At 62.4% G+C, this 20,886-nt stretch carries 23 protein-coding genes, 1 tRNA gene and 1 pseudogene; 6 read left to right on the forward strand and 19 right to left on the reverse strand.

The features are described from left to right. Nucleotides 1-3 precede the first annotated feature (3 nt). Entirely contained in the window at nucleotides 4-291 is a 288-nt protein-coding gene (locus tag PCJ21_RS00450) for an FAD assembly factor SdhE (RefSeq protein ID WP_269929413.1), read from the reverse strand. A gap of 93 nt (nucleotides 292-384) precedes the next feature. Between PCJ21_RS00450 and recG the strand changes: the two genes are divergently transcribed. Beyond that, nucleotides 385-2,493, forward strand: coding sequence for an ATP-dependent DNA helicase RecG (gene recG / locus PCJ21_RS00455; RefSeq protein WP_269929414.1), 2,109 nt, complete (start codon nucleotides 385-387; stop codon nucleotides 2,491-2,493). Here the strand turns inward: recG and PCJ21_RS00460 are convergent. From PCJ21_RS00460 to PCJ21_RS00480, 5 genes are all read right to left on the reverse strand, one after another. Next, the gene (locus PCJ21_RS00460) at nucleotides 2,445-3,200 is read right to left on the reverse strand and encodes a DUF502 domain-containing protein (protein ID WP_269929415.1); all 756 of its coding nucleotides are present in this window, start codon (nucleotides 3,198-3,200) and stop codon (nucleotides 2,445-2,447) included. The genes recG and PCJ21_RS00460 overlap by 49 nt on opposite strands. Before the next feature lie 82 nt (nucleotides 3,201-3,282). Continuing rightward, nucleotides 3,283-5,106 (reverse strand): glutamine--fructose-6-phosphate transaminase (isomerizing), encoded by a 1,824-nt coding sequence (glmS, locus tag PCJ21_RS00465; protein ID WP_269929416.1) that lies wholly within the window; start codon nucleotides 5,104-5,106, stop codon nucleotides 3,283-3,285. A gap of 138 nt (nucleotides 5,107-5,244) precedes the next feature. After that, nucleotides 5,245-6,606, reverse strand: coding sequence for a bifunctional UDP-N-acetylglucosamine diphosphorylase/glucosamine-1-phosphate N-acetyltransferase GlmU (gene glmU, locus PCJ21_RS00470; RefSeq protein ID WP_269929417.1), 1,362 nt, complete (start codon nucleotides 6,604-6,606; stop codon nucleotides 5,245-5,247). A gap of 187 nt (nucleotides 6,607-6,793) precedes the next feature. Then, nucleotides 6,794-7,540 (reverse strand): cytochrome c biogenesis CcdA family protein, encoded by a 747-nt coding sequence (locus tag PCJ21_RS00475; RefSeq protein WP_269929418.1) that lies wholly within the window; start codon nucleotides 7,538-7,540, stop codon nucleotides 6,794-6,796. 154 nt (nucleotides 7,541-7,694) lie between these two features. Beyond that, the gene (locus PCJ21_RS00480) at nucleotides 7,695-8,033 is read right to left on the reverse strand and encodes a hypothetical protein (protein WP_269929419.1); all 339 of its coding nucleotides are present in this window, start codon (nucleotides 8,031-8,033) and stop codon (nucleotides 7,695-7,697) included. Between the two features lie 218 nt (nucleotides 8,034-8,251). On the opposite strand from PCJ21_RS00480, the gene PCJ21_RS00485 reads away from it, so the two are divergent. From PCJ21_RS00485 to PCJ21_RS00495, 3 genes are all read left to right on the forward strand, one after another. Next, nucleotides 8,252-8,327 (forward strand) — tRNA-Lys (locus PCJ21_RS00485). Nucleotides 8,328-8,487: 160 nt separating this feature from the next. Next, nucleotides 8,488-8,904 (forward strand): hypothetical protein, encoded by a 417-nt coding sequence (locus tag PCJ21_RS00490; RefSeq protein ID WP_269929420.1) that lies wholly within the window; start codon nucleotides 8,488-8,490, stop codon nucleotides 8,902-8,904. Between the two features lie 301 nt (nucleotides 8,905-9,205). Then, nucleotides 9,206-9,700 carry a BA14K family protein gene (locus tag PCJ21_RS00495; RefSeq protein ID WP_269929421.1) on the forward strand — a complete coding sequence of 165 codons (495 nt, stop codon included), beginning with the start codon at nucleotides 9,206-9,208 and terminating at the stop codon, nucleotides 9,698-9,700. Nucleotides 9,701-9,733: 33 nt separating this feature from the next. Here PCJ21_RS00495 and PCJ21_RS00500 read toward each other — a convergent pair whose 3' ends face one another. The 7 genes and pseudogenes from PCJ21_RS00500 to PCJ21_RS00530 all read right to left on the reverse strand — a co-directional run bounded on the left by PCJ21_RS00500 (nucleotide 9,734) and on the right by PCJ21_RS00530 (nucleotide 15,414). After that, the gene (locus PCJ21_RS00500; protein WP_269929422.1) at nucleotides 9,734-10,510 is read right to left on the reverse strand and encodes a DeoR/GlpR family DNA-binding transcription regulator; all 777 of its coding nucleotides are present in this window, start codon (nucleotides 10,508-10,510) and stop codon (nucleotides 9,734-9,736) included. A 105-nt stretch (nucleotides 10,511-10,615) separates the two neighbouring features. Continuing rightward, entirely contained in the window at nucleotides 10,616-11,347 is a 732-nt protein-coding gene (locus PCJ21_RS00505; protein WP_269929423.1) for a proteasome-type protease, read from the reverse strand. Nucleotides 11,348-11,380: 33 nt separating this feature from the next. Beyond that, on the reverse strand, nucleotides 11,381-12,175 hold the full coding sequence (locus tag PCJ21_RS00510; protein WP_269929424.1) for a transglutaminase family protein: 795 nt from the start codon (nucleotides 12,173-12,175) through the stop codon (nucleotides 11,381-11,383). Between the two features lie 12 nt (nucleotides 12,176-12,187). Then, entirely contained in the window at nucleotides 12,188-13,129 is a 942-nt protein-coding gene (locus PCJ21_RS00515) for an alpha-E domain-containing protein (protein ID WP_269929425.1), read from the reverse strand. A gap of 60 nt (nucleotides 13,130-13,189) precedes the next feature. After that, a pseudogene (locus PCJ21_RS00520) lies at nucleotides 13,190-13,564 on the reverse strand (four helix bundle protein). 47 nt (nucleotides 13,565-13,611) lie between these two features. Then, entirely contained in the window at nucleotides 13,612-15,024 is a 1,413-nt protein-coding gene (locus PCJ21_RS00525; RefSeq protein ID WP_269929426.1) for a circularly permuted type 2 ATP-grasp protein, read from the reverse strand. A 153-nt stretch (nucleotides 15,025-15,177) separates the two neighbouring features. Next, on the reverse strand, nucleotides 15,178-15,414 hold the full coding sequence (locus tag PCJ21_RS00530; protein WP_269929427.1) for an Lrp/AsnC ligand binding domain-containing protein: 237 nt from the start codon (nucleotides 15,412-15,414) through the stop codon (nucleotides 15,178-15,180). 167 nt (nucleotides 15,415-15,581) lie between these two features. Between PCJ21_RS00530 and PCJ21_RS00535 the strand changes: the two genes are divergently transcribed. Further along, entirely contained in the window at nucleotides 15,582-15,995 is a 414-nt protein-coding gene (locus tag PCJ21_RS00535; protein ID WP_269929428.1) for a DUF4864 domain-containing protein, read from the forward strand. Nucleotides 15,996-16,206: 211 nt separating this feature from the next. On the opposite strand, the gene tgt is transcribed toward PCJ21_RS00535, so the two are convergent. Genes tgt through coaD form a run of 6 tightly spaced genes read right to left on the reverse strand, consistent with a single transcriptional unit; the run spans nucleotide 16,207 to nucleotide 20,521 of the window. Beyond that, the gene (gene tgt, locus PCJ21_RS00540) at nucleotides 16,207-17,346 is read right to left on the reverse strand and encodes a tRNA guanosine(34) transglycosylase Tgt (RefSeq protein ID WP_269929429.1); all 1,140 of its coding nucleotides are present in this window, start codon (nucleotides 17,344-17,346) and stop codon (nucleotides 16,207-16,209) included. Continuing rightward, entirely contained in the window at nucleotides 17,343-18,419 is a 1,077-nt protein-coding gene (gene queA / locus PCJ21_RS00545; RefSeq protein WP_269929430.1) for a tRNA preQ1(34) S-adenosylmethionine ribosyltransferase-isomerase QueA, read from the reverse strand. Before queA ends, tgt begins: the two co-directional genes overlap by 4 nt. Further along, on the reverse strand, nucleotides 18,419-18,868 hold the full coding sequence (locus tag PCJ21_RS00550) for a DMT family transporter (protein WP_269929431.1): 450 nt from the start codon (nucleotides 18,866-18,868) through the stop codon (nucleotides 18,419-18,421). The genes queA and PCJ21_RS00550 overlap by 1 nt, the downstream gene beginning before the upstream one ends. A gap of 6 nt (nucleotides 18,869-18,874) precedes the next feature. Beyond that, nucleotides 18,875-19,390 carry a peptidylprolyl isomerase gene (locus tag PCJ21_RS00555; protein ID WP_269929432.1) on the reverse strand — a complete coding sequence of 172 codons (516 nt, stop codon included), beginning with the start codon at nucleotides 19,388-19,390 and terminating at the stop codon, nucleotides 18,875-18,877. A 25-nt stretch (nucleotides 19,391-19,415) separates the two neighbouring features. After that, nucleotides 19,416-20,003 (reverse strand): peptidylprolyl isomerase, encoded by a 588-nt coding sequence (locus PCJ21_RS00560; RefSeq protein WP_269929433.1) that lies wholly within the window; start codon nucleotides 20,001-20,003, stop codon nucleotides 19,416-19,418. Nucleotides 20,004-20,020: 17 nt separating this feature from the next. Further along, a complete protein-coding gene (gene coaD / locus PCJ21_RS00565; RefSeq protein WP_269929434.1) occupies nucleotides 20,021-20,521 on the reverse strand; it encodes a pantetheine-phosphate adenylyltransferase in 501 nt (166 codons plus the stop codon). Between the two features lie 198 nt (nucleotides 20,522-20,719). On the opposite strand from coaD, the gene PCJ21_RS00570 reads away from it, so the two are divergent. After that, on the forward strand, nucleotides 20,720-20,872 hold the full coding sequence (locus PCJ21_RS00570; protein ID WP_269929435.1) for a hypothetical protein: 153 nt from the start codon (nucleotides 20,720-20,722) through the stop codon (nucleotides 20,870-20,872). The last annotated feature ends 14 nt before the right edge of the window (nucleotides 20,873-20,886 follow it).

The following is a 20,886-nucleotide window of genomic DNA, read 5'->3' on the forward strand; positions in this document are numbered from 1 at the left end:
GACTCAGGCTATGAAGGCGGTGCGCGACGCGACGATCTGCTGATAGACCTCGCTGTCGACGGCGGCCGGCACCGGCGCCTCGCCGATGATCCACGACAGCAGCTCCTTGTCAGTGATGTCGAGCAGCACTTCGTAGAGGTCGAGCTGCTCATCGCTCAGCTTGTCGATGTTGACGTCGGCGAAGCTTCCAAGGATGAGATCCATCTCGCGCATGCCGCGGTGCCAGGAACGGAACAGGAGCTTGCGCCTGCGCGTGTCCAGTCCTTCGCTCGAGCGTGTCGTACCGGTCATTTCTGCAATTCCTCTGGTGTCGGGGCGCATATAGCGTGGATAGCCGCCCCTGTCAGCCTTTGCCCGGGCAACTGCAACGCATAAGCTGACATCATGCGTCCCTCATTGCTCGATCCCCTCTTCTCGCCCATCACGACACTTGCCGGCGTCGGTCCGAAGGTGGCGGTGCTGATCGAAAAGGTGGTGCCAGCGGATTTGGGTGATCGGTCGGCCCGTGTCGGCGATCTCTTGTTCGTGCTGCCGAATTCGGTCATCGACCGGCGCAACCGGCCGGGCATCGCCCTTGCGGCCGAAGGCGCAATCGTCACGCTGGAAGTCCGCATCGATCGCCATCAGCCGGCGCCACGCGGCAACCGCGCGGCGCCCTATCGGGTGTTCGCCCATGACGACACCGGCGAGATCGCGCTGACCTTCTTCCACGCCCATGCCGCCTATCTCGAAAAGGCGATGCCTGAGGGCGAGAGGGTCATTGTCTCGGGGCGCATGGAATGGTTCAACGGCCGTCCGTCGATGGTCCATCCCGATCACATCGCGCTGGCCAGCGAAGCCGACAAGCTGCCGCTCATCGAACCGGTCTATCCGCTGACCGCGGGGCTATCGACCAAGGTGCTGCGGCGGGCCATCGGCCAGGCGCTGGAGCGGGTGCCGACATTCCCTGAATGGCTCGATCCCGACGTCATGAAGCGACAGAGCTTTCCAGCCTTCGCGCCTGCCCTCCAGCGCATCCACAATCCGTTGGATCCCATCGATGCCTCGCCCGAGAACGCCGCCTGGCGCCGCCTCGCCTATGACGAGTTCCTCGCCGGACAGGTCTCGCTGGCGCTTGTCCGTGCCCGCGTGCGCAAGTTGCATGGCCGCCCGCTGACCGGTGACGGCAGGATCGTCGAGGTGCTGCGCGCGGCCCTGCCTTACAAGCTGACCAATTCGCAGGCGCACGCCCTGGCGGAAATCGATGCCGATCTTGCCAAACCCGAACGCATGCTGCGGCTGCTGCAGGGCGATGTCGGCTCAGGCAAGACGGTGGTCGCGTTGCTGTCGATGGCGCGGGCGGTGGAGGCCGGTGGCCAGGCGGCTTTGATGGCGCCGACCGAAATCCTTGCCCGCCAGCATCTGGCGACTATCTCACCGCTCGCTGAACGTGTGGGCATGAAAGTGGCCGTGCTGACTGGACGCGAAAAGGGCCGCGAACGGGTGCAGATCCTCGCCGGCCTCGAAAGCGGCGACATCGACATCGTCATCGGCACGCACGCCCTGTTCCAGGAAACAGTGGTGTTCCGCGATCTCGCGCTCGCTATCATCGACGAGCAGCACCGCTTCGGCGTCCACCAGCGCCTCGCCATGACCGCCAAGGGCGATGCGCCCGACATGCTGGTGATGACCGCGACGCCGATCCCCCGCACGCTGGTCCTCACGGCGTTCGGCGACATGGACGTCTCGCGCCTGACCGAAAAGCCGGCGGGCCGGCAACCGATCAAGACTGTGACTCTGCCGCTCGAGCGCATCGACGAGCTCGTCGGCCGCATCCGCGACGCTGTCGCCGAGGGCCAGAAAGTCTACTGGATCTGCCCGCTGGTCGAAGAGTCCGAAGAAATCAAGCTGATGTCGGCAGAGGATCGCTTTGCCTCGCTGCAGCCTGTCTTCGGTGCTCGTATCGGCCTCGTCCACGGCCGCATGAAGGGGGCAGAGAAGGACGAGGCGATGCGCGCCTTCAAGGACGGCGAAACGCGCGTGCTGATCGCCACCACCGTCATAGAGGTCGGCGTCGACGTGCCGGACGCCACCATCATCGTCATCGAGCATGCCGAGCGTTTCGGCCTCGCGCAGTTGCACCAACTGCGCGGCCGCGTTGGCCGCGGCTCGAAGCCTTCGACCTGCGTGCTGCTCTACAAGGATCCGCTCGGCGAAACGGCCAAGCGCCGCCTTTCGGTGATGCGCGACACCGAGGACGGCTTCGTCATCGCCGAGGAGGATCTGAAGCTGCGTGGCGAAGGCGAATTGCTGGGGACCCGCCAGTCCGGCACGCCGGGTTTCCAGGTCGCGCGCATCGAGGCGCATGCCGACCTGCTCGAAATCGCCCGCGACGACGCGCGGCTGATCCTGACGCGCGACCCGGACCTCATCTCGCCGCGCGGCGAGGCGCTGCGGCAGTTGCTCTACTTGTTCGGGCGCGACGAGGCGGTCAGGCTGCTGAGGGCCGGCTGAGGCATTTCGCCGACCGGCGGATTGCCGACCGGGCCGTCGACGACCTTGCCCTTGGCCGCAGTCTTCCGCCTGGTTTCGGGCGCCACCAGTCCCGCTGAAACGATCAGCTTGGCGCCGTCCTCGATGCTCATGTCGAGCAGCACGATCTCGGACCTGGGCACATACATCAGGAAACCGGTCGTCGGGTTAGGTGTGCACGGCATGAACACGGCGACCAGCGGATCGCCTTCCGGATCGAGCTTTTCGTTGATCTCGGTGTGTTTTTCATTCGCGACGAAGACGATCGACCAGACGCCCTTGCGCGGATATTCGACCATGCCGACGGTGCGGAACATCTCGTTCTTGTTCGACAACGCGGTCTCGAACAATTGCTTCAATGCCCGGTACAGCCCGCGCACCAGCGGCATTCGTCCCAGCAGATGTTCGCCGAAGGAAACGATGGCGCGGCCGATGAAATTGGCCGTCAGGAACCCGATCAGCGTGATCAGCACCAGCGCCACGATGAGCCCGAACCCGGGAATCCTGACCGACAGATAGGTGTCGGGGTTGTAGGAGCTCGGCAGGTACGGCTTGACCCACGAATCGACCCAGCCGACGAACGACCAGACGATGTATACGGTCAGCGCCAACGGCGCGCAGACGACAAACCCGGTCAGGAAGTAGTTCCTCAACCGTGTCATGGCCGATGTTCTGGACTGGTCCGTCATGTCTCACCGCAATGCTCTTTGCAGCGCAACATTAGTGAACCGCGCAAGGCTTTGGAACCGGGAACTTCGTAGGGGCCGCGCCCTACTCCACCGTTACCGACTTGGCCAGGTTGCGCGGCTGATCGACGTCGGTGCCCATGAAGACGGCGGTGAAATAGGCCAGCATCTGGATCGGCAGGGCGTAGATGATCGGCGCGATGAATTCCGGGACGTCCGGCAGGATGATCGTCTCCATCGTGTCGACGGTTGCCTGGGCTGCGCCCTTCCGATCGGTGATCAGGATGATCTTGCCGCCCCGCGCCGCCACTTCCTGCATGTTCGACACGGTTTTCTCGAAGATACGGTCATGCGGAGCGATAACGATGACCGGCATGTTCTCGTCGATCAGCGCGATCGGCCCGTGCTTCAGCTCACCCGCCGCGTAGCCTTCGGCGTGGATGTAGGAGATTTCCTTGAGCTTGAGCGCGCCTTCCATGGCGAGCGGGAAACTGGTGTCGCGGCCGAGATAGAGCACGTGCTTGTAGTGCGACAGGTCGCGCGCCACTTTCTCGATCTGCTTGTCGAGCTTGAGCACCTGTGCGGCGTAGCGCGGCGTCTCCGACAGGCTGCGCACCAGCGCCTGCTCTTCATCCGCGGTGATCGTGCCCCGCTGCGAAGCAGCGCGAATCGTCAGCGCCGCAAGCACCGAAAGCTGGCAGGTAAAGGCCTTGGTCGAGGCGACGCCGATCTCGGGCCCGGCCAGCGTCGGCAGCGTCACGTCGGATTCGCGCGCGATGGTCGATTCGCGCACGTTGACGATGGCGCCGATCGGCACGCCCTCCTTGCGGCAGTAGCGCAGCGAAGCCAATGTGTCGGCGGTTTCGCCCGACTGCGAGACGAAGAACGCCGCACTTTTCTTCGAGATCGGCATTTCGCGGTAGCGAAACTCCGAGGCGACATCGATGTCGACCGGCAGCCGCGCATGGCGTTCGAACCAGTATTTGCCGACCAGTCCTGCAAGATAGGCGGTGCCGCAGGCCGAGAACGCCAGCCGGTCGATGTCGGCGAAATTGAACGGCAGGTCGAGCGGTTTGGACGTTCCTTGCGTGAAGTCCAGGTAATGCGCCAGGGTGTGGGAGATTACCTCCGGCTGCTCATGGATTTCCTTCTCCATGAAATGCCTGTGGTTGCCCTTGTCGACGAGGTAGCTGCTGCCGACCGATTGGCGCCGCTGCCGCTCCACTGGCTTGCCGTCGATGTCATAGACTTGGAATTCGTCGCGGCGCACCACTGCCCAGTCGCCATCCTCGAGATAGGTGACCGAGTTGGTGAAAGGCGCAAGCGCGATGGCATCCGACCCCAGGAACATCTCGCCTTCGCCATGACCGATGGCGAGCGGCGGTCCGTTGCGCGCGCCAACAATCAGATTGTCGTCGCTGGCAAACATGATGGCGAGCGCAAACGCACCGTTGAGCCGCTTCAACGCGACATGCGCCGCCTCGACAGGCTTCACTCCACGCGCCAGCTCGCGCGCGATCAAATGGGCAACGACCTCTGTGTCGGTCTGCGACGTGAACTCGTAGCCGTCGCCCTTGAGCTCCTGGCGCAGCTCGGCGAAGTTTTCGATGATGCCGTTGTGGACGATCGCCACTCCGTTGGAGAAATGCGGATGCGCATTGGTCTCGTTAGGCACGCCATGGGTCGCCCAGCGGGTGTGGCCGATGCCAATCATGCCGTCGAGCGGCTCGTTCTTGAGCCGGCGTTCGAGGTTGACCAGCTTGCCTTCGGCGCGGCGGCGCGCAAGCTCTCCATTCTCGATGGTGGCAACGCCGGCAGAATCATAGCCGCGGTATTCGAGGCGCTTCAGCGCATCGACGATCAGCGGCGCAACCGGCGTCTGGCCGACGATTCCGACAATTCCGCACATGATTCAGCCCCGTCAATGTCCCAAAAACCCTGTCGGCCTTTTAGGCAGAGCAAGGTTCAAGCGGAAGTCACATTCCGTTTCGTTGCGTATCAGCCGTCCAGCCTTGCGCCACAGTGGCATACGGGAATTGAAATGCGGTTACTTGGCCTTCTTCGCCGCGGCCGCCGAGGCAAAGCGTTCGCGCAATTCCTTGCCCTTGCCGGGCAGAGTTTTCTGCCGTGCACGACCAAAGGCCAGCGCATCCTCCGGCACCTCGTCGGTGATGACGCTGCCCGATGCGATGTATGAACGCGCGCCGATGGCAATCGGCGCCACTATCGAGGTGTTCGAGCCGATGAAGGCGCCCTCGCCGATGTCGGTGAAGAACTTCGAATAACCGTCGTAATTGCAGGTGATCGTGCCTGCCCCGATGTTGGCGCCGGCGCCGACGCGCGCGTCGCCGATATAGGTCAGGTGGTTGACCTTGGCGCCCTTCTCGACCGTTGCCTTCTTGACCTCGCAGAAATTGCCGACCTTGGCCTTTTCATGCAGCTCCGCGCCCGGCCGCAGCCGGGCAAACGGTCCGATCTCGGCGCGCGGTCCAACCGAAGCCCCCTCGAGATGGCAATAGGCGTGGACCAGCGCCCCGTCGGCGATTGTCACGCCGACACCGAACCAGACGTTCGGTTCGACCACCACATCCGCGCCGATCTCCGTGTCATGCGAAAAATAGACGGTTTCAGGCGCAATCAGCGTCGCCCCGCCGAGCATCGCGGAGCGGCGGCGGCGCTGCTGCCAGATTGCTTCGGCCTCGGCCAGTTCGACCCGGTTGTTGATGCCGAGCACGCTTTCGAAGCCGGCCTCGGTCGCCACGACGTTCAATCCGGTCCTGTCGGCGATCTCGACGATGTCGGTGAGATAGAATTCACCCTTGGCATTGGCGTTGCCGACCTTGCCGAGCAGTTCGAGCGCCACAGCCCCCGAAATCGCCATCAGGCCGGCATTGCAAAAGCTGATCATGCGCTCTTCGTCGCTGCAGTCCTTGTCCTCACGGATGGCGACAAGCTTGCCGTCCTTTTCGATCAGGCGACCATAGCCCGCGGGATTGGGCGTGCGGAAACCGATGACAACGACGGCAGCGCCTTCCGCGAGCTTTTGCCGCGCCGACGCCAGTGCGCCGGCCTCGATCAGCGGCGTGTCGCCAAACATCACCAGCAAATCATCGTAACCGCGTGCGATGGCGGCCCGCGCCGCAAGCACCGCATGGGCGGTGCCCAAACGCTGGGACTGGACGAAGATTTCGGCCTCCGGCGCAAAACCCTGTGCTGCTTTCTGCACCTCCTCGCCACCGTGACCGACAACGATCCCCAGGTCGCCGGCACCCGCCGCTTCCGCGGCACGGGCGACATGGGCAACCATGGGCAGGCCGGCGATCTTGTGCAGCACCTTTGGCGTCGCGCTTTTCATGCGCGTGCCCTCGCCGGCGGCGAGGATGATCGACAGGCAGGATCGTGCGGTCATGGAATATTCCGGATGTTCGGAGCGGATTCGGTGCGATTATTAGCATCGCTGCCATAGCGCGCCAAAGCGGTCAATTCCGTGGCGCTCCGCGCTACGCGCCGCTGCACGCGGCGGGCTTGGACTTGCGCCTTGTCCAACTTTGCGCCTCGCAGCCGGTGCCACGAAAGCCGAAAGGCTATCCCTTGCCTCAGCCAAGTTGTCCGAGGATCGGAAAACGCTCGAGCAGCCAGTACGACGCCGTCTGGATGCCACCGGTCAGGAACAGCACGCCTGCAACCACCAGCAGGGCGCCGATGGCCTTTTCCACCTTGCCGAGGTGGACCTTGAACTTGCCGAGGAAGCGCATGAACGCGCCCGAGAACATCGCCGCGATCAGGAACGGAATGCCGAGCCCAAGCGAATAGACCGCCAGCAGCAGCGCGCCCTCGCCCACCGTCTCGCGCCCGCCGGCGAGCGTCAGGATGGGACCGAGCACCGGGCCGATGCACGGCGTCCAGCCAAAGGCGAAAGCAAGGCCCATCAGGTATGCGGCGAGGTTGCTCGCCGGTTTACCCTGCGACTGGAAGCGCGCCTCGCGCGACAGCAGCGGAATGCGCAGCACGCCGAGAAAATTGAGCCCCATCAGGATGATCAGCACGCCGGCGGCCATCGCCAGCGGCTCCTGCCACACCCGCAGCAGCTGGCCGATTGTCGAGGCGCCGGCGCCCAGCGCCACGAAGACGGTGGAAAACCCAAGCACGAACGACGCCGACGCCGCCATCAGCGCACCGCGCGCCGGAGTGACCGTTGCTGCGTTGCCCTCGGCCCGGAAATCCTCGACCGAAACGCCCGCCATGTAGCAAAGGTAGGGCGGCACCAGAGGCAACACGCAAGGCGACAGGAACGACAGCGCTCCCGCTCCCAATGCACTCAGGTAACCGATATCCAACGCCATGCCATACAGCTCCGCTCAAAATCCAGCCGCCGCATATAGCCGGACAATTTCGAGGGCACCAATCACCATTCCGTGGCAGGAAAAAAGGGCCGGCGCTATCGCCAGCCCTTTGACGCCCGGAGCAATGGCCTGGCGTCGATCTGCCCGCGCAGCATTATTCGTGGATGGTGTACTCCCCGAGTTCGCACAGATTCTGCTTGTCGGTGGTGGTGTCGAGGTCGGAGCCTTCTTCGAACTCGAAACGCATGTCGTAGTCGCAGGTGCGACGGCCATCGGCGATGGTGATTTGCATCGTTTCACCGGGAGCCAGCGTATCGCGGCCGAAAATGTCGTCCTCCCACTGCTCGACGCCAACAGGCGACGCGTAGAAATTGGTGAGCACCGACTGCGTGCCGTTCTTCAACGTGAAGACCAGGTCGTCTGCCTTTGCGGCGACGGTAAGAGCAGACAGGGTCACGGCCGAAGCAAACGCGATCTTCAAAAAAGTATGCATTATGTATGTCCACAACGATGGGCAGCCCGATATTGGGCGACATCGTTTACCAGTGGGCCATGAACCCAGCAATATGATGCGGTTGTAATATTCGCCCCCTCGCCGGTGCTCGACAGGAGCAAAAACACCAAGCTAGGGAGAGGCTGTTTTTCCGGTTGACCCGCACCGGCACTCTCCCTATGTTCCGCCGCAATTCCCGGCCGCCGCGCGGCCTTCGGGAGCGCGTAGCTCAGCCGGTAGAGCAACTGACTTTTAATCAGTAGGTCCAGGGTTCGAATCCCTGCGCGCTCACCAATAATATCAAGAAAATCAAGACATTACACTCTAGCAACGGTCGAGCCATGTCTGCAGCTCAGGCCGAGTCCGCACAGTGTCCGAATTTGTTCACGGGGCTCGACAACACCGTGTCCGTGTGGAAGCTGTGCTACGCAGAGGATGTGCACGGGGGCTGAAAATGGCATTGACCAATCGCGAAATAGGGAACGCTTGGATTAGCTACATTCTTGGCGAACTCTACGATGAGTGGCCGCGCAGAAGAGATTTCGACGCGTCGGAATTGGCCACTAAGACCGGCGTATCCCCCAAGAGCGACGAAGATGACCTTTTCGATCACACGGTCGATTGGCTACGAGAGAACGGCTACATCCGCGTCGGCAGCCAATCCGCGCCAGAAGGAACCGCTTTCGACGTAGGGCTTACAGACAAAGGCTACGCCGTTCTGGGCTCGTCACCCGAGAGCCTTTCGAAGCCGATAGGGATTCGCATGAAAGAGGTTGCAGCCGCCGGGGCGTCCGAAGGGGGCAAAGCAGGTGTTGCCGAAGCGGTCGGTGCACTGGTCGGCTTTGCGTTTAAGGCCGCACTAGGGTCGTGAATTACTCGTTACCCCCACGGCTCGACAGAAGCGGCAATAGCGGCGTTTTTCGCGGCTGAGGTTAGGACTCCGAAAGAAGTCGGTGGGATCAGCGTCGGCAAACCGAACGCATTACAGTCACAATCGAAGTTGAAGGCGGTAGCACTGTTCGTTGCATTTGCCGGTCAATCGCCCTGCGACTTGACGGGCTAGGTTCTGTGAACCGCAGCTTGATGCGCGCAGGAACATTTCCCCCGCTCCACCCGTTTACCTCACGAGCACCAGTGCTTTACATCAAGAGCCCCTTTGCGAGGAGACGATCATGAACAGGATTTTGTCTGGTTTGACGGCAGGCGCCGTCGCAGTATCGCTTGCAGCCGGCGCGGCCGTGCCCGTCCTGGCCGCGCCGCTGCCGCTGATCAAGGAGCCTGCGGCACAGAACCCTGTGCAGCAGGTGCAATATGACGGGTATTGGAAAAAGCGATTTCCGAGTCGGATAAATAGGGAGAACGATCGCTATCGGGTTATGCGCCGTGGCGACGACTATTATCTGAATGGCCACCGTGGCTACCGCGACTACCGACCGGGCTATCGGCGCCACAACGACTTCTGGTTCCCCGCAGGCGCCTTCATCGCCGGCGCAATCATCGGCGGCGCGCTGAACCAACCGCGTTATGTCGCGCCGCGCTATGCGCAACCGGCCTATGGCAATGCCCATGTCCAGTGGTGCTACGACCGTTACCGCTCGTATCGCGCATCCGACAACACGTTCCAGCCCTACAACGGGCCGCGCCGGCAGTGCTATTCGCCCTATTGAGGCTGGCGGCTGAACGTTGAAACTGGCCGGCGCCTACATCGGCGCGGGCCTTTTCGTTTCGATCAGCTGCACGTCGGATTCTGCGCAGATCTTGCGGATGCTCGGAATGTCGCAGTGATCGGTGATGAAGGTGTCCATCTGCGACAGATGCGCGATGCGCACCGGGGCAGTGCGTTCAAACTTGGTCCGGTCGGAGACCAGGATGACGTGACGCGCATTGGCAATGATTGCCTGCGCCACTTTCACTTCGCGGAAATCGAAATCGAGCAATGCGCCGTCATGGTCGATCGCCGAAGCGCCGATGACGGCGTAGTCGACCTTGAACTGCCGGATGAAATCGACGGCAGCCTCGCCGACGATGCCGCCATCGGAGCCGCGCACCACGCCGCCGGCGATCACCACCTCCATCGAGGGATAGACGCGCATACGGTTGGCGACGTTGATGTTGTTGGTGATGACCATCAGGCCCTTGTGGTCGAGCAGCGCCTTGCCCACCGCCTCCGTCGTCGTGCCGATATTGACGAAAAGCGAGGCGTTGTCGGGAATTAGCTGCGCTGCAGCCTGGCCGATCGCATCCTTCTCATCGGCTGCGATCTTGCGCCGCGCTTCGTATTCAAGGTTTTCGATGCCGGAGGGAAACAGCGCCCCGCCATGGATGCGGCTCAGCAAGCGCTGATCGCAAAGGTCGTTCAGATCCTTGCGGATCGTCTGGGGCGTGACCTGGAAATGCGCCGCCAGATCGTCGACCAGTACCCGCCCGTTGTCTTTGGCAAGCTGGATGATTTCCGATTGGCGCGGCGAAAGATACATGCTGGTGGTTCCCCGAATTTCGTTTTGGCAAACGATAGGGGAAAACGAAAGCAGTGAAAAGCCGCTTCGAAAAGAACTGCGAAACTGGAGCGTCCAGCCGGCAGTCTATTCCGGGAAGTCAGGCAGGCTCTGGAACGCCACCTTCAGGGCGTTCGACCAGCCATCGGAGATCGTCTTGTAGTAAGGATCGTCGGCACCGATGCGCTTCTTCAGGCCGGCCTTGAGTGCATCCTTCTCATAGAACAGCAGGTCGAGCGGCAACCCAACCGACAGGTTCGATTTCAACGTCGAATCGAACGAGACCATCAAGAGCTTCACCGTTTCGGCAAAGCTCATCGACCTATCATAGGCGCGCACGATGATCGGCTTGCCGTATTTGGTCTCGCCGATCTGGAAGAACGGCGTGTCTTCGCCGCTCTCGATGAAATTGCCTTCCGGATAGATCATGAACAGCCGGGGCTCGCTGCCCCTGATCTGTCCGCCGAGGATGAACGAGGCATTGAAGCTCGAATCGGCCGTCTGTCCGGCAGGCGCGGATTGGGCGATCACCTCCTTGACCGTATTCCCGACAAGGCAGGCGGTCTGGTACATGGATGGTGTTTCAAGCAGCGTCGGCGCGCGCTCGGCAACCGCCTTGGTGCGTTCGTCGAGCAGGCTGACCACGGCTTGCGTGGTAGCAAGGTTGCCCGCCGACATCAGCACGATCACCCGCTCGCCCGGCTCTTCCCATACCTTCATCTTGCGGAAGGTCGAGATGCTGTCGATCCCGGCATTGGTCCGGGTGTCCGACATGAACACGAGTCCACGATCAATCTTCAGGCCGACGCAATAGGTCATCGATTCCAGTCCGGGAGATGCTTACCAGGCCGATTACTGCTCTACAGTGATATGGACTGCAAGCCGTTCCTGCGCCTGACCGATCAGGATCCCCGATATCGGCATGGCCTCGCGGTAATCCCGGCCGACCGCCACCCGCACATAGCGCTCGTCCGGTGAAATACCGTTGGCGGCGTCGAAGCCGACCCAGCCGAGCCCGTTGAGATAGGCCTCCGCCCAGGCATGGCTAGCCACTTGCTCGATGGTGTCGTTCATCATCAGGTAGCCGCTGACATAGCGCGCCGGAAATCCGAGCAGCCGCGCCGATGCGGCAAATACATGCGCATGGTCCTGGCAAACGCCGGTGCCCTTGTTCAGCGCCTGCTCGCCTGTCGTCGTCGTATCCGTCGTTCCCGGCACATAGGCGACACGTTCACGGATCGTCGCCATCAGTGCATGCAATCTGTCGAGTTCGCCGCCCTGCCCGATACCGGCTGCAAGGTCGCGGATCGCAGCACCGGGCGCCGTCAGCGGCGTCTGGTGCTCGAACAGCCACAGCGGCGCAAAGCCCCGGTTCGGCCCGGAAATGCCGGCGACGTCGTTGGTGTCGACATCGCCTTCTGCGACGATGCTGATCGTGTGCGGATCGCCGTCGATGCTGAGCAGACGCGTGTCGTTGCCGAACTGGTCGACGAAGCGCACCTCCTCGCGCGCGCCCTCGATGCGCAGCGACCATGTCAGAACGGTCTGCGCCGGGCCGCTCAGCGGCCACAGGCGCAGCCGCTGCAACCCATAACGGATCGGCTCGTCATAGTTATATTCGGTCCGGTGGGTGACCTTGAGGCGCATCGCCTTGTCCGCTCAATAGAAGCCGAAATCCTGGGCGATCTGATCGCCCAACCGATTGTTGTCGCGAATGAAGTCAGCCAGGAACTCGTGCAGGCCGGTGTCGAAGATATCCTTGATCTCGGTGCCGCGCAGCTTGGCGTAGGTGCGTTCGGCGATGTCCTGCGCCGCATGCCTGGCGCCATAGTCCTCGCCGAGAAACTTCAGGTGCTCGGCGAGGAAACGGTAGCTGAAGGTCAGCGAACGCGGCATGCGCACATTTAGGATCAGGTATTCGGCGATGTTCGTCGGCTTGTATTCTGCCTCATAGACCCAGCGATAGGAGCGATGGGCGGCCACCGAGCGCAGGATCGACTCCCATTGATAGTTGTCCAGCGACGACCCCACCCAGGAGATCGACGGCAACAGCACGTAGTATTTGACGTCGAGGATGCGCGCGGTGTTGTCGGCGCGCTCGACATAAGTGCCCAACTGGGCGAAGTCGAAGATCTCGTTGCGCAGCATCGTGCCGTAAAACGAGCCGCGGATCAGCGCCGTCTCACGCTTGATGGCGTCGAGGACTGCCGGCAACTCGCGCTGGTCGATCGGCTCGGCCAGCATGCGTTTCAGCGACATCCACGCTTCGTTGATGCTTTCCCAGGTTTCGCGCGTCAATGCGGTGCGCACCATGCGGGCATTGTTGCGCGCCGTTTCGATCGCGGCGGCCGCACTCGAAGCGTTGGACATGTCGCGCAACAGGAAGTCGGCGACGTTTTCGGCGGTGTAGTCGCTGTGCCTTGCCGCAAACGCAGCCGCCGCTCCGGCAGACAGCAGCACCGAGTTCCACTCTTCCGATGCGTCTTGGCTGCGCGTCAGCGCCATGCGCAAGCCGGCGTCGATCAGCCTCGCCATGTTTTCGGTCCGCTCGATATAGCGGTTCATCCAGTAGAGGCCGTTGGCTGTGCGTCCGAGGAGCATGTCAGAGGGACCTGCGGATGAGCGAATAGGGCATAGCGAATAGCGAATAGCGAATATTCGTCATGATTTCTGCTGCAGGCTCCTGATCATGGAACGAACCATCCTGCCGATCTCGTCAGCTTGTTCGAGCAACTTCTTCGTCTCGACTTCACGCATCAATCCAACTCGGCCGCTCAGGTTCAGATGTGTTTCCAACTCTTTGAGCGAGCCTTGGGCCACTATGAGAAACTAGAAGAACGAACCTGTACTCTCTCGACCATGTCCTTCCGCAATGTTCGCTGCGATGGAGGTCGCGGATCGTCTGATTTGCGAGGTCATCCCGTAGGTTTCGCTTGTAGGAATCGCCTTGGTGGCAGAATAGCAGTCCACCGCCAGTTCGACCGAGGCTCTCCAAACAACCAGATCCTTGTATGAGTTGATCGTCGACGACAGCATTTCCTCCCTATTCGCTATTCGCTACTCACTATTCGCTATTCGCCCTCTTAGTCATCCAGCACCCACGTATCCTTCGTCCCGCCACCTTGCGACGAGTTGACGACAAGCGACCCCTCTTTCAGTGCAACCCGCGTCAGTCCGCCCGGCACGATGCGGATGCGGTCGGACACCAGCACGAACGGCCTGAGGTCGACATGGCGCGGCGCCAGCCCCTTCTCGGTCAGGATCGGACAGGTCGACAGCGACAGAGTCGGTTGCGCGATATAGTTTGCCGGTCTCGCTGCGAGCTTTTTCGAGAAATCTTCGCGTTCTTTCTTGGAAGCCGCCGGGCCGACCAGCATGCCGTAGCCGCCGGACCCGTGCACTTCCTTGACCACCAGTTCGGCCAGATGCTCCTGGACATATTGCAGGCTGTCGGGCTCCGAGCAGCGCCATGTCGGAATGTTGCCGAGGATCGGCTTGCGGCCGGTGTAGAACTCGATGATCTCCGGCATGTAGGAATAGATCGCCTTGTCGTCGGCGATGCCCGTGCCCGGCGCATTGGCGATGGTGATGTTGCCGGCGCGGTAGACGTCCATGATTCCAGGAACACCGAGTGCCGAGTCCGGCCTGAAGGTCAAAGGATCGAGATAGGCGTCGTCGACACGACGGTATAGCACGTCGATCTGCTTGTAGCCCTCGGTCGTACGCATCGCCACGCGCCCGTCGACGACGCGCAAATCTTGCCCCTCGACCAGTTGCACGCCCATCTGATCGGCAAGGAATGCGTGTTCGAAATAGGCCGAGTTGAAGCTGCCAGGTGTCAGAACCGCGATCGTCGGCGCGCCGTGAACGCCGTTGGGTCGCACCGCCGACAGCGATTGCCTGAGCAACTGCGGATAGTTCTCGACCGGATGGACCTTGATACGCTGGAACAGCTCGGGGAAGAGCTGGAGCATCGTCTCGCGGTTTTCCAGCATGTAGGAGACGCCCGACGGGGTCCGCGCATTGTCCTCGAGCACGTAGAACTCGTTCTCAGAGATACGCACGATGTCGACGCCGATGATGTGGGTGTAAACGCCGGCCGGCGGCCTGACGCCGATCATCTCCGGCAAGAACGCCTCGTTGCCCGCGATCAGCTCGCGCGGCACGCGGCCGGCGCGCAGGATTTCCTGGCGGTGATAGATATCGTCGAGAAACGCGTTCAGCGCCTGGACGCGCTGTTCGATGCCCTGGGTCAGCCGTCGCCATTCATTGCCCGAGATAATGCGCGGCACGATGTCGAAAGGGATCAGCCGTTCGGCGGCTTCCGCCTCGCCGTAGACGGCAAAGGTAATACCCGTCTTGCGGAACACCCTCTCGGCGTCACGCATTTTTTCGGCAAGCCGCGCGGGATCCTGGTTCTTCAACCAGCCATCATAGGCCTCGTACGGTCTTCTCAGGCCGGCTTGATCCGGAAGCATCTCATCGAAGGCGACCACTGGCAAACTCCCCTCTCGGCCAGTGAAATGACCTCGAAAGGGAAAATCAAGCGCAATCGCCCAATTCGGGCGAAGCCGGCTTCATGTTCGGAATTTTGCCCGCCATTTGGGCAGCGAGCTGCGGCTTTGGGCACGGGACTGCCTTTGCCGCGCTCAGAACGCGCGGAAGGTCACCGTGGTGAAGGTGTCCTTGATGTTGCCGATCGCATGGACTCGCTGGTTGACGAAATGGCCGATGTCTTCCTCGTCATCGACATAGAACTTCACCAAAAGGTCATAGTTGCCGGCAGTGGAGTAGATCTCCGAGGCAATTTCGGCATCGGCGAGAGCGCTCGCAACCTCGTAGGCCTTGCCGAGTTCGCATTTGATCTGGACGAAAAAGGTCTTCATAGCGCTGTCCATTCCGGCACTGCCACTGTTGCCGGTCTTGTCGCAGAACGCGGCGGCGCTTTCAAGCCGAACCGGCAAATCGCCCTCGCCGTGAAACCACAGCGGCCGCATCAGCGTATGTTACAGTGTCGGCATCGGCCGGCGCCGTGCGAACGGGAGCGGACATCATGCGCCGTACCGCTGTTTTCTTCGCGAGCCTGTTGCTGGCATTCCCGTCGCTTGCCGGCGAAGCCCAAATCAAGGCCGCCCAAAGCAGCATTTCCGGCCAGCTTCATGCGTTCCGCGCCGACGACAACGCAACCGCCTACAGCTATGCCGCGCCCAATGTGAAGCGCATATTCCCGACCCTCGACACCTTCATGGGCATGGTATCCGGCGCCTACAAACCGGTGCACAAGCCGCAGAGCTTTTCGTTCGGCAAGTTCCAGGAAATGAGCCCGAATTCGATCGTCCAGCAGGTGATCATCGTCGGTGCCGACGGCAAGGATTATGAGGCTCTGTACACGCTCGAGCTGCAGCCCGACGGCGTCTGGCGCATCACCGGCGTCAGCTTGCGGGCGGCGAACTCGCTGAGCACGTAAAGGCACCGACGCTCCCACCGGCTTGAACGCCCTGCGCTCATGAACCGCCCAGATCGATCCGCCTTGGCGGCATCGGTCCGGAACATGGTCGCGGATCGAGGCATTGCCATCGAGCAACCCAACGGGCTGTTCAGTCTCCATGGCTTCCGGTCAATCTAGCCGGTCGCGGGACAAGCCAGAAGGGCGCAGGCGACTGCGGCGCGCTGTTTGTTCAGCGCGCGGAATGGACCGGCAGATCACCCCGCTGCCAGCCTTCAGCGATCTCGGCCGTTCGCTCGACGAACCGCCCTGCCTCGATCGCGGCGCGGATCTCGCCCATCAGGTGCTGGTAGTAGGACAGGTTGTTCCAGGTCAGCAGCATCGCGCCAAGGCTTTCGCCCGACTTGACCAGGTGATGCAGATAGGCCCGGCTGTAGTCGCGCGCTGCCGGGCAATCGCTCTCCTCGTCGAGCGGGCGCGGATCGTCGGCGTGGCGCGCGTTGCGCAGGTTGACCTTGCCGCGCCTTGTGTAGGCGAGGCCGTGGCGGCCGGCGCGTGTAGGCATCACGCAGTCGAACATGTCGATGCCGCGCGCCACCGACTTGATGATGTCGTCGGGCGTGCCGACGCCCATCAGGTAGCGCGGCTTTTCCTCGGGCAGTTCCGGACAGGTGATGTCGAGCATGTCGAGCATCACCTCCTGCGGCTCGCCGACGGCCAGGCCGCCCACAGCATAGCCCTTGAGGTCGAGCCCCTTCAGCGCCTGCGCCGAACGCACCCGCATGTCGGGGATGTCGCCGCCCTGGACGATTCCGAACATCGCCTTGCCCGGCTGGTCGCCAAACGCCGTCTTGCAGCGCTCGGCCCAGCGCAGCGACAACTCCATGGCGCGCTGAATCTCCTTCGGCGTCGACGGCAACGCCGTGCATTCGTCGAGCTGCATCTGGATATCGGAATCGAGCAGGCCCTGGATCTCGATCGAACGCTCCGGCGACATTTCGTAGGCAGCGCCATCGATATGCGAGCGGAAGGTCACGCCTTTTTCGCTGAGCTTGCGCAGCTTCGACAGCGACATCACCTGGAAACCGCCTGAGTCGGTCAGGATCGGGTGCGGCCAGCGCGCGAATTCATGCAGGCCGCCGAGCCGCGCCACGCGTTCGGCGCCGGGGCGCAGCATCAGATGATAGGTGTTGCCCAGGATGATGTCGGCGCCGACGCCGCGCACCTGGTCCATATACATCGCCTTGACAGTGCCACCGGTGCCCACGGGCATGAAGGCCGGCGTGCGGATCGTGCCGCGCGGCATGGTGATCTCGCCGCGCCGCGCTTTGCCCTGCGTGGCCAACACCTTGAACTTGAACTCTGTGCTCATTGGTCGTCCCTGAACAGCAGGCTGGCGTCGCCGTATGAATAGAAGCGGTAGCCGCTGGCGATGGCGTGCGCATAGACTTCGTGCATGCGCTCCAGCCCGGCAAAAGCCGAAACCAGCATGAACAGCGTCGAGCGCGGCAGGTGGAAATTGGTCATCAGCGCGTCGACGAACTTGAAGCGATAGCCCGGCGTGATGAAGATGTCGGTAGGGCCTGACCAGGCGGCCAGGGTGCCGTCGGCGCGCGCCGCACTTTCCATCAGCCGCAGCGAGGTCGTGCCGACGGCAACCACCTTGTTGCCGCGCGCCCTTGCAGCGTTCAGCACGGCCGCCGTCTCGGCCGAAACGTGGCCGATCTCCGAGTGCATCTTGTGGTCGGCCGTGTCGTCGGCCTTGACCGGCAGGAACGTGCCGGCGCCGACATGCAGCGTCACGAACTGCTTCTCGACCCCGCGCGCCTCGAGCGCCGCAAACAGCTCCGGCGTGAAATGCAGGCCGGCGGTAGGGGCAGCGACAGCGCCCTCTTCCCGGGCATAGACGGTCTGGTAGTCCTTGCGGTCGCGCTCGTCGTCGGCGCGCTTGGAAGCGATGTAGGGCGGCAGCGGAATGTGGCCGACGGCATGCAGCGCCTCGTCCAGCGCCGGTCCGGCGAGATCGAAGGCCAAAAGCGCCTCGCCGCCCTCGCCCTTCTCCAGCACCGTGGCGTCGAGCTGGCCGAGCATGCAGGCTTCGGCATCGTGGCCGAACTGGATGCGGTCGCCGACCGCCACCCGCTTGCCGGGCCGCATGAAGGCGAGCCAGCGGTCGGGTGCCGTGCGCATATGCAACGTCGCGTCGACATGGGCGACGGCCTCGCCGCGCACCCGGCGACCCTTGAGCTGTGCGGGGATGACACGCGTGTCGTTGAGGACCAGCACATCACCATGGTTCAGCAGCGACGGCAGGTCGCCGACGCTCATATCGGCAAGCGTTTCACCGGACCGCACCACCAGCATGCGCGCGGAATCGCGCGGTTCGGCCGGACGCAGCGCGATGCGTTCCTCAGGCAGTTCGAAATCGAAAAGGTCAACGCGCATCAGTAGATACGGATCATCAGTGCTCCGACGAGCAGCAACATGGCGCCGGCGATGCGGCCCATGGAAATTTCACGAACGGCGACGCCGAGGTAACCAGCCTTGTCGATCAGCATTCCCGCGAGCAACTGCCCCGCCACCAGGAACGCCATCAGCGCTGCGGCGCCGATGCGCGGCGTGAGCAGCACAGAGCTCGTCACATAGACCGCACCAAGCGCACCGCCGGCCATGAACAGCCAGGGCGCCGGCGCTTTCCAGTCGATGACCAGGCCTTGGGTGCGGGTGGTGAGGAAGGTGATCGCGCCAAGCACGATCGCGCCCGACAGGAACGAGATCGCAGCCGCCGCGACGGGCACGCCAAGCCCGCGCGCCAGCTGCGCATTTATGGGAGCCTGTATGGCAATGAAGGCGCCCGCCAGAACGCCGAGCAGCGACCAGAGAACGCCAGCCATTGTCAGTTATTCCGCAACGTCGGCCGCGACCTTGAGCGACACGATCTTGTCGGGATCCTGCACCGGCTCGCCGCGCTTGATCTTGTCGACATTGTCCATGCCTTCGATGACCTGGCCCCAGACGGTGTACTGGCGGTTCAGGAATCCAGCGTCCTCGAAGCAGATGAAGAACTGCGAGTTGGCCGAGTTCGGGTTCTGTGAACGGGCCATCGAGCAGGTGCCGCGGCCGTGGTTCATGTTGGAAAATTCGGCCTTCAGGTCCGGCTTGTCCGAACCGCCCATGCCCGCACGCGACGGGTTGAAGTCCTTGCCGCCCGACTTGCCGAACTTGACGTCGCCGGTCTGGGCCATGAAGCCGTCGATGACGCGGTGGAACACAACGCCGTCATAAGCGCCTTCACGCGCCAGTTCCTTGATCCGGCCGACATGGCCAGGCGCCAGGTCGGGGAACAGTTCGATGACCACGTTGCCCTTGGTGGTTTCCATGATCAGCGCGTTTTCGCGGTCCTTGATCTCGGCCATGGTGAAAATCCTTCCTTGCTTCAGGTTACTTCTTGTCCGCGGCGATGCGGACCTTGATCATGCGGTCGGGGTCGCTGACGACGCCGTTCTGGGCCGCATCGCCCTTCTTGATCGCGTCGACATGTTCCATGCCGCTCTCGACATCGCCAACGATCGTGTACTGGCCGTCGAGCGACGGCGAGGCGTCAAACATGATGAAGAACTGCGAGTTCGCCGAGTTCGGATCCTGCGAGCGGGCCATGCCGACAACGCCGCGCTTGAAGTTCTCCTGCGAGAACTCGGCCGGCAGGTCGTCCAGCTTCGAGCCGCCGGTGCCGGCGCGGGCGGCATTGTAGCCGTCCTTCATGTCGCCGAATTCGACGTCGCCGGTCTGGGCCATGAAGCCGCCGATGACACGGTGGAATGCAACGTTGTCATAGGCGCCTTCGCGCACCAGTTCCTTGATCTGCGCCACATGCTTGGGTGCGAGATCGGGACGCAGCGCGATCGTGACGTCGCCGTCCTTGAGCGTGATGACCATGGTGTCTTCCGGTGCGGCGGCAAATGCTGCAACCGATCCGGCAAGCAGGCCGGTGAGGACGACGAACGACGAGGCGAGCTTCCTGAGCTGCATTTTTCGATACTCCGGGATTATTTCGCGAACTTGGCCTTGAGTGCGCCGGCGACTGCCGCCGGAACAAACGGGCGAATGTCACCGCCCATGGCCGCTATCTGGCGGACAAGTGTGGCGGTAATCGTGCGAACCGAGGGGCTGGCCGGCAGGAAAACAGTCTGCAGTTCCGGCGCCATGGTCTCGTTCATGCCGGCCATCTGCATCTCGTAATCGAGGTCTGTGCCGTCGCGCAGGCCGCGGATCATGATCGAAGCGCCCTGCTTGCGCGCCGCGTCGATCACCAGCCCGTCGAAGGCAACGACCTTGATGCGGCCGCCATCCTTGCCGAACTCGGATCTGCTCGCCTCCTCGATCAGCGCCACGCGCTCCTCAAAGGAAAACAGCGGCTGCTTGCCGGGATGGATGCCAATTGCGGCATAGACGAGGTCGGCCACAGCCAGCGATGCCTTGAGCACGTCGAGATGGCCGTTGGTGAGTGGGTCGAACGACCCGGCGTAAATGGCGATACGATCAGTCATGGCCTGCTTCTAGAACATCGGCGTCGAAGGTGGAAGCGCACTTTGCCGCGAACTTCAGCGGCTTGGCGTGGTTCACGAAATGAATGCGCGATGAACGGCAATCTCAGCATCCGTTCAAGCGGATGTGAATAAACCATCTTTATGGTCTGTGAAACCAAAAGCCCGTTCGACCGTTATTTGCAGCAGGAGAACAGCGCCATGATGATCTACGTGCTCGCCGCGGCCATGACTCTGGCCATGCTCGTTGCAACTGCCTTCAGCCTCCACCACGAGGCTCACCGCGCCCGCACCAAGATGCAGACGGCGCGCATACAGTTGCCGGGCTGGAGCAATCCGCGCGCCCCGCGCTGAACAATTTCTGCCCC

It is taken from the genome of Aminobacter sp. HY435 (genome assembly GCF_027568395.1).
In the GTDB taxonomy this organism is placed as follows: Bacteria; Pseudomonadota; Alphaproteobacteria; order Rhizobiales; family Rhizobiaceae; genus Aminobacter.

Bases quoted from the DNA above. Each gene is read 5' to 3' on its own strand.
- PCJ21_RS00450 (WP_269929413.1), bottom strand. From the start codon at position 291: ATGACCGGTACGACACGCTCGAGCGAAGGACTGGACACGCGCAGGCGC.
- recG (WP_269929414.1), top strand. From the start codon at position 385: ATGCGTCCCTCATTGCTCGATCCCCTCTTCTCGCCCATCACGACACTT.
- PCJ21_RS00460 (WP_269929415.1), bottom strand. From the start codon at position 3,200: ATGACGGACCAGTCCAGAACATCGGCCATGACACGGTTGAGGAACTAC.
- glmS (WP_269929416.1), bottom strand. From the start codon at position 5,106: ATGTGCGGAATTGTCGGAATCGTCGGCCAGACGCCGGTTGCGCCGCTG.
- glmU (WP_269929417.1), bottom strand. From the start codon at position 6,606: ATGACCGCACGATCCTGCCTGTCGATCATCCTCGCCGCCGGCGAGGGC.
- PCJ21_RS00475 (WP_269929418.1), bottom strand. From the start codon at position 7,540: ATGGCGTTGGATATCGGTTACCTGAGTGCATTGGGAGCGGGAGCGCTG.
- PCJ21_RS00480 (WP_269929419.1), bottom strand. From the start codon at position 8,033: ATGCATACTTTTTTGAAGATCGCGTTTGCTTCGGCCGTGACCCTGTCT.
- PCJ21_RS00490 (WP_269929420.1), top strand. From the start codon at position 8,488: ATGGCATTGACCAATCGCGAAATAGGGAACGCTTGGATTAGCTACATT.
- PCJ21_RS00495 (WP_269929421.1), top strand. From the start codon at position 9,206: ATGAACAGGATTTTGTCTGGTTTGACGGCAGGCGCCGTCGCAGTATCG.
- PCJ21_RS00500 (WP_269929422.1), bottom strand. From the start codon at position 10,510: ATGTATCTTTCGCCGCGCCAATCGGAAATCATCCAGCTTGCCAAAGAC.
- PCJ21_RS00505 (WP_269929423.1), bottom strand. From the start codon at position 11,347: ATGACCTATTGCGTCGGCCTGAAGATTGATCGTGGACTCGTGTTCATG.
- PCJ21_RS00510 (WP_269929424.1), bottom strand. From the start codon at position 12,175: ATGCGCCTCAAGGTCACCCACCGGACCGAATATAACTATGACGAGCCG.
- PCJ21_RS00515 (WP_269929425.1), bottom strand. From the start codon at position 13,129: ATGCTCCTCGGACGCACAGCCAACGGCCTCTACTGGATGAACCGCTAT.
- PCJ21_RS00530 (WP_269929427.1), bottom strand. From the start codon at position 15,414: ATGAAGACCTTTTTCGTCCAGATCAAATGCGAACTCGGCAAGGCCTAC.
- PCJ21_RS00535 (WP_269929428.1), top strand. From the start codon at position 15,582: ATGCGCCGTACCGCTGTTTTCTTCGCGAGCCTGTTGCTGGCATTCCCG.
- tgt (WP_269929429.1), bottom strand. From the start codon at position 17,346: ATGAGCACAGAGTTCAAGTTCAAGGTGTTGGCCACGCAGGGCAAAGCG.
- queA (WP_269929430.1), bottom strand. From the start codon at position 18,419: ATGCGCGTTGACCTTTTCGATTTCGAACTGCCTGAGGAACGCATCGCG.
- PCJ21_RS00550 (WP_269929431.1), bottom strand. From the start codon at position 18,868: ATGGCTGGCGTTCTCTGGTCGCTGCTCGGCGTTCTGGCGGGCGCCTTC.
- PCJ21_RS00555 (WP_269929432.1), bottom strand. From the start codon at position 19,390: ATGGCCGAGATCAAGGACCGCGAAAACGCGCTGATCATGGAAACCACC.
- PCJ21_RS00560 (WP_269929433.1), bottom strand. From the start codon at position 20,003: ATGCAGCTCAGGAAGCTCGCCTCGTCGTTCGTCGTCCTCACCGGCCTG.
- coaD (WP_269929434.1), bottom strand. From the start codon at position 20,521: ATGACTGATCGTATCGCCATTTACGCCGGGTCGTTCGACCCACTCACC.
- PCJ21_RS00570 (WP_269929435.1), top strand. From the start codon at position 20,720: ATGATGATCTACGTGCTCGCCGCGGCCATGACTCTGGCCATGCTCGTT.